The sequence below is a fragment of the Stenotrophomonas capsici genome (genome assembly GCF_034961085.1).
Lineage (GTDB): Bacteria > Pseudomonadota > Gammaproteobacteria > Xanthomonadales > Xanthomonadaceae > Stenotrophomonas > Stenotrophomonas capsici.
Window position 1 is genome coordinate 1 of sequence record NZ_JAYFUH010000100.1, and the last position, 5,703, is coordinate 5,703.

The 5,703-nt window shown below is 70.5% G+C and carries 7 protein-coding genes; 4 read left to right on the top strand and 3 right to left on the bottom strand.

Annotated features, from left to right (window positions below; translation table 11 throughout):
• Positions 1–447 (bottom strand): YiiD C-terminal domain-containing protein (locus tag VA603_RS08860; RefSeq protein ID WP_323438569.1); only part of this gene is annotated, 447 nt, incomplete at its 3' end.
• 41 nt (positions 448–488) lie between these two features.
• Here VA603_RS08860 and VA603_RS08865 point away from each other — a divergent pair.
• From VA603_RS08865 to VA603_RS08880, 4 genes are all read left to right on the top strand, one after another.
• Positions 489–1,295, top strand: a complete 807-nt coding sequence (locus tag VA603_RS08865) for a uroporphyrinogen-III synthase (protein ID WP_323438570.1) — start codon at positions 489–491, stop codon at positions 1,293–1,295.
• A 114-nt stretch (positions 1,296–1,409) separates the two neighbouring features.
• Positions 1,410–2,390 (top strand): uroporphyrinogen-III C-methyltransferase, encoded by a 981-nt coding sequence (locus VA603_RS08870; RefSeq protein ID WP_323438571.1) that lies wholly within the window; start codon positions 1,410–1,412, stop codon positions 2,388–2,390.
• Positions 2,387–3,649 (top strand): heme biosynthesis protein HemY, encoded by a 1,263-nt coding sequence (locus VA603_RS08875; RefSeq protein ID WP_323438572.1) that lies wholly within the window; start codon positions 2,387–2,389, stop codon positions 3,647–3,649. The genes VA603_RS08870 and VA603_RS08875 overlap by 4 nt, the downstream gene beginning before the upstream one ends.
• Before the next feature lie 39 nt (positions 3,650–3,688).
• A complete protein-coding gene (locus VA603_RS08880) occupies positions 3,689–4,126 on the top strand; it encodes a hypothetical protein (protein WP_323438573.1) in 438 nt (145 codons plus the stop codon).
• A 45-nt stretch (positions 4,127–4,171) separates the two neighbouring features.
• Here VA603_RS08880 and VA603_RS08885 read toward each other — a convergent pair whose 3' ends face one another.
• Positions 4,172–4,723, bottom strand: coding sequence for a hypothetical protein (locus VA603_RS08885; RefSeq protein ID WP_132862371.1), 552 nt, complete (start codon positions 4,721–4,723; stop codon positions 4,172–4,174).
• Between the two features lie 50 nt (positions 4,724–4,773).
• A partial coding sequence (locus VA603_RS08890; RefSeq protein ID WP_323438574.1) for a hypothetical protein occupies positions 4,774–5,703 on the bottom strand: 930 nt, incomplete at its 5' end.

Consider the following 5,703-nt stretch of genomic DNA (forward strand, 5'->3'; position numbering starts at 1 on the left):
GAGGGCCACGAAGCGCCCTTCCAGCTCGGCGGCACCGCCCTCGATCTCGGCCCGCACGGTCATCCGTGCCCGGCCACGCTTGTTGAACAGGGCCAGGAAGTCGTCCCAATCCTGGTCCGGCGCGGCCCGCGCGACCGCCAGCAGGTCGCCGTAGACCGGCGCGCGATAACGGATGTTGCTGTCGGCGACGTAGACCTCGGCCTGCTTGCCGGCCAATGCCAGGCGCAGGCTGACCAGCGCCCAGCCGGCCAGGGTCATCACCGAGGCCAGGCTGCCGCCGAAGGCATTGCCCTTGTCATTGACGTTGGCGGCCAGCGGTGCCTGCATGCGCAGCACGCCATTTTCATAACCCGCGATGCGGATGTTCATCGCGGCCACCGGCGGCATGGCATCCAGGGTGGCCTGCACCTGCGCGAGCAGTGCAGCGGAATCGGAAGCGTCGGACATGGAAGAAGTAAGCAACACACGGACAGGAAAGCGCCCGCATAATGCATGGAATGAACCGCCGCGCCTATGTGCCAGCCGACACGGCCTGGCACCTGATCTCCCTGCGCCCCCAGGGGCAGCACGACACCCTGCGCAGCGCCGCTGCCCGGCTGGGAGGACATACGCTGGCACTTTCGCCCTGGCGCGTGGCCCTGCGTACCGACACCCTGACCCGTGCGCAGCTGGCCCATGCGGCGACCGCCGACCGCCTGGTGTTCACCAGCCCGACCGCCGCCGAGGCCGCCGCGCGCCTGCTGGCGCTGCCCGAACTGGGCGAAGGCCGCGTGGTCGCGGTCGGCGAAGGCACCGCGCGGGTGCTGCGCCGCCATGGCGCACGCGACGTGCAGGCACCGCAACGCATGGACAGCGAGGGCCTGCTGGCGCTGCCGCGCATGCAGGGCCTGCAGGGCCTGCGCGTGGCGCTGGTCACCGCCCCCGGTGGCCGCGGCATGATCGCCGCGCAGATCGTCGAGCGCGGCGCCACGCTGCAACGGGTGGATGTGTACGAACGCGTCGGCCTGCCGCTCAGTACCGCCGTCATCGAGCGGCTTGAAGCCCTGCAGGGCCCGACCGTGCTTGCGCTCAGCAGTGGCGAGGCCCTGGAGACGGTGTTGCCGCAGCTGCCGGCGGCGGTGCTGCGGCGCTGGCAACGGATGCCGGTGGTCGCCGCCAGCGAACGCCTGGCCGCCCTGGCGCGCACGCATGGCTTCACGCATGCCAGCGTGGCGGCCGGCCCCTTGCCGGCACAGCTGGCCCGCGCCGCGCAGCGCGCGATCACCGCGATGGCGGCAGGTCACGCCAGCGCCTGAGCCTGTACGGCGCGTGGCTTGCAGGCATCCACCCGCGCCGCCATCCTGTTGCAGCATGACCCGGTGCCGCGCCGTCCGTGGCCCCGGTGAGCCCGCCAAGGATGCTGTGCCCCGATGAATGATGTTTCCCCCGCTCCCACGCCCCGGCGCCCGCTGCGCTGGTTGATCCCACTGGCCGTGGTCGGCGTGCTCGCCGCCGCCGGCTGGTTCGGCTATCGCGGCTGGCAGGCCCAGCAGCAACAGGCCCACCAGGCGCGCGATGACGCCGCGCGCCAGCTGACCGCCTTGCAGGACAGCATGGAAGCCCTGCGCCGCGACCAGCGCGCCAATGCCCGCAGCATCCAGGACGCGGCCGCCACCAACCGCGTGCTGCGTGACGAAGTGCTGGGCCTGAGCCAGCGCAATGCGCTGCTGGAGGAAAACCTGGCTCGCCTGGCCGACAGCTCGCGCCAGGGTGCGCAGGCGCTGCGCCGCGAGGAGGCCGAGCTGTTGCTCAGCCAGGCCGGGCAGCGGATGAGCCATGCCGATGACTTGGACGGTGCGCGCCGTCTGTATGCCTTGGCCGCCGGCGTGCTGGAGAGCATCGACGACCCGGCCTACCTCAACCTGCGCCAGGCCCTGATCCAGGAGCGCAACGCGGTCGATGCGCTGGGTCCGGGCGTCCGCACCACCACCGCCAACCGGCTCACCCAGTGGGCGGCCAGCCTGGAGCAGTTGCCCGAGCAGGCACGCGCAGCGACCGATGCCGAACAGCCGTGGTGGCAGCAGCTGCTTTCCCCGTTGGTGGAGATCCGCCCGGCCGATGCCTCGGTGCTGGTCGCCCGCTCCGAGCGACTGGCCGCCACCGACTCGCTGCAGATCGAGTTGAGCCTGGCCCGTGCCGCCCTTGAACGCGGTGACGACACCGCCTGGCAGCAGGCGCTGGACCGCATCGATGGCTGGTTGCAGCGGCTGTGGCCGGATTCGCCGCAACGCCAGCAGCATCGCGCCGAGCTCAAGGCCCTGCGCGCGGTGGAACTGCGCCCCGCCCTTCCCGAACTGGGCAGCACCCTGCAGCAGCTGCGCAGCATGCGCGCGGCCAAGGAGTCGCCATGAAAGCCTTCCGTTCCCTGCTGATCGTCCTGCTGGTCGCCGCGCTGGGCATCTTCGGTGCGCAGTGGATGGGCCAGGCGTCCGTGCGTGCGCTGGGCGAGGTGATCGTCCGTGCGGGCAACCACGACTACATCGCCACGCTGCCGCAGGCGGTGCTTGCGCTGCTGATCGTCCTGTTGCTGCTGTGGCTGCTGTGGACCCTGGTGAGCACGCCGTTCCGCGTCTGGGCACGGCATCGCCGCGGCAAGGGACGCGCCCGCCTGATCGATGGCCTGCAGGCGCTCGATGGCGGGCAGTGGCAGCGTGCCGAAAAGCTGCTGCAGAGCGCGGCCACCGAGAAGGAGGTGCGACCGATCGCACTGGTCGCGGCGATGCGTGCGGCCGAAGCCCGCGATGATGCCGCCAGTGCCGGCCAGCACCTGCAGCAGCTGGGCGCGGTCGACCCCACCCTGCACGCACTGCACAGCGCCGAGCGCTGGCTGGAACTGGACAAGCCACTGGAAGCGATCACTGCGCTGGACCTGCCCGGCATCCAGCCGTTGCCGCCACGCGGGCTGTCGCTGCGCACCGAGGCGCTGGCCCGCGCCGGTCGCGCCGAGGAGGCCTACGGGCAACTTGGCGCGCTGCGCCAGCAACAGGCCCTGCCACCGCCGGCGGTGGCCGCGCTGGAAACCCGGCTGGCCCTGCAGATGCTGGACGAAGCCGTTGACGCGAACGCACTGGCCGCGCGCTGGGAAGTGCTGCCCAAGACCCTGCGCGTGTCGCCGCAGGCGGTGGCGCGCTATGCCAGCCGCGCGGTGGCGTTGAACTGGAACGACGTGGCGCTGCGCGTGATCGAACAGACGCTGGACAGCAGCTGGGACGAGGCGCTGGTCACGCTGTACGGCACCCTGCCGGTGGACAAGCTGGACTCGCGTCGCGCCAGTGCACAGCGCTGGCTGCAGTCGCACCCTTCCAGCCCGGCACTGTTGCTGACCCTGGCCCGTCTGGCACGCGGCCAGGGGCAATGGACGCAGGCCGAGGAATTCCTGCACCGCGCGATCGCGCAGGGCGCCGGCCCCGATGCCTGGGAAGCCCTGGGCGAGGGTTTCGCTGCGCAGGGCGAGGACGCGCTGGCGCGGCAATGCCTGCTCAACGCCCTGCACCAACGCCGTGGCGATACCCCGCTGCCACTGGAACGCCGTGACCTGCGCCAGCAGATCCAGGACCAGGCCGTGGCCGAGGAGCGCGACGAACATGGCTTCCCGCGCCTGCCCGGCTGAGCCCATGGAATCCAGTCCCCACGCCTTCTTCCCGACGCCATGAACATTCCTCCGGACATGCACGCGCATGTCGTGGCACTGACCGATGCCATCATCGACGCCGGCCAGGCCGGCGACGACGAGGCGGTCCGGGTGCATTACGCCGAACTGGCCCGCTACTGCGAAGCCACCGCCCGCAGTGGCCGTGACCACCCGTTCCTGTGGGAGACGCTGGCCGATTTCACCGGTGATGACCCCACCGCGATCGGCTTCTACCTGCGCGCCCTGCCACTGGCGACGGCGGCCAATGCCGCCGGCTACGCGGCCTCGATCTGCCTGGCGCTGGCCGAGCGCTACTCCAACCTGGAGGAGCTCGACGCCGCACGCGATCACGCGCTGCAGGCCGACTCCTACGCGCGCGCCACCGACGACCTGCCGCTGCGCCGCGAAATCAGCCAGTTCCTGCTCGACCACGCGCCCACCACGGGCGGCGGCTGAGATCCGGCCTGCATCGCCCGGCAACGCGGCCGGGCGCACCTACGGTCAATCGCGGCGGTGGGGATAGCGGGGCAGCGAGGCCAGCAACCGGGGCGAGACGCCGGCATAGACCGCCAGTTCCGGGGTGATCTTCTTCGGCTTGAGCACACGCATGCCGAGCAGGCCCCAGAACAGCATCACCAGGAACAGCAGCACGCCGAGCAGGATCATGCCGCCGCGCTCGAACATGAAGCCACCGATCAGCGGCACCAGCGACAACCACGCCATCAGGATGAAATTGCGACGCTGGCCCTGGTGCCTGGCGCACAGGCCCACCTGGTGGCTGGCCGGCTTGCGCACGATCAGCGCCACGATCAGGTAGACCACCATGTGCAGCAGGATCAGCAGGTACAGCCACGGCGAATGCCAGTAGAAGGTACGGCTGCGATATTCGCTGGCCGGGTCGCCACATTTCACGCACGAACGCGGCAGGTCCGCGCCGGGGCGCACCAGCAGTTCCGCGCCGTCGCGCCAGCAGCGGTCGTCGCCATGCGCGTGCTGCAGTGGTGGCGGCTGCGGCGAACTCTGTGGCGCGGCATACGGGTTGTCGTCATTCACTGCGGGTTTTCCCCTGTGTCATGGCCAATGAAAGGCGCCCCCGCGCCCGCTCAATCCCTGCGGCCACCTGCGGCGGCGGCCGCATCGGCCGCCTGGGCCGCCGCCTGGGCCGCGGCGGCGCTTTCCTGCGTGGCGGCCTCAGCACTCCTGTGCGCCGGTGCGTTGGCATCGACTGCCACCGTGTCGGCGTTGTCGCCTTGCTCGATCAGCTGCAGCTGCTGGGCGATCTCGGCGCGGAACTGCCGGGCATTCCGCTCGCTGTCCTCGCCCACCACCAGCGCTGCCACCTGCGGCTGCAGGCTGGTGAAGCGTGCACGGGCCGCATCGAAGCGCGACAGGCGGCGCTCCCATTCGCCCAGGATCATCTGGCAATGCAGCCAGCGCTGGTCACGCCGGGCGGCGGGGCGTTGGTCCGGGCACTGTTCGGCGAAGGCCGCCGCGGCCGCGGCCACGTAGCGCGGATACTGCGCCGGCGAGGCCTGCCAGGTGGCACGCTGCAGCACGCCGGCCTGTTCGTCCGCCGGGGCATCGATCGCCTGCATCAGCCGTGAAACCAGCCAGTAACTGGTTTCGCTCTCGCGCATGCGCCGGTACTCCTCACCCTGCACGTAGGCGTCCAGCACCCGGACCTCATCGGCGCTGAATGTCTCCCGGAATATCACGAAGCCATTGCCCGGGCATTGCACCAGCGGCCATGGCGACTTGATCGCGCCATAGGCGCGGCCATCGAGGAAGTGTCCGAAAGAGGTGCCCGAGCCCATCGTGCGGGCGCTGAAACGTTCGCCACCGATCGGGCAGACGTAGTCCACCTTCATGAACGTCATCGCCGCTGCCGGGGCAGCCAACACCGACACCATCATCCCCAACCCGATCGCGATGCGCCTCATCCATGTTCCCTCGTCCTTGGTGCGGCGAAGATACAGGCTTGCCAGGCAGCCAGGAAAGGCCTTGGCCGCGACGTCGGGATATATCTCGAAGGC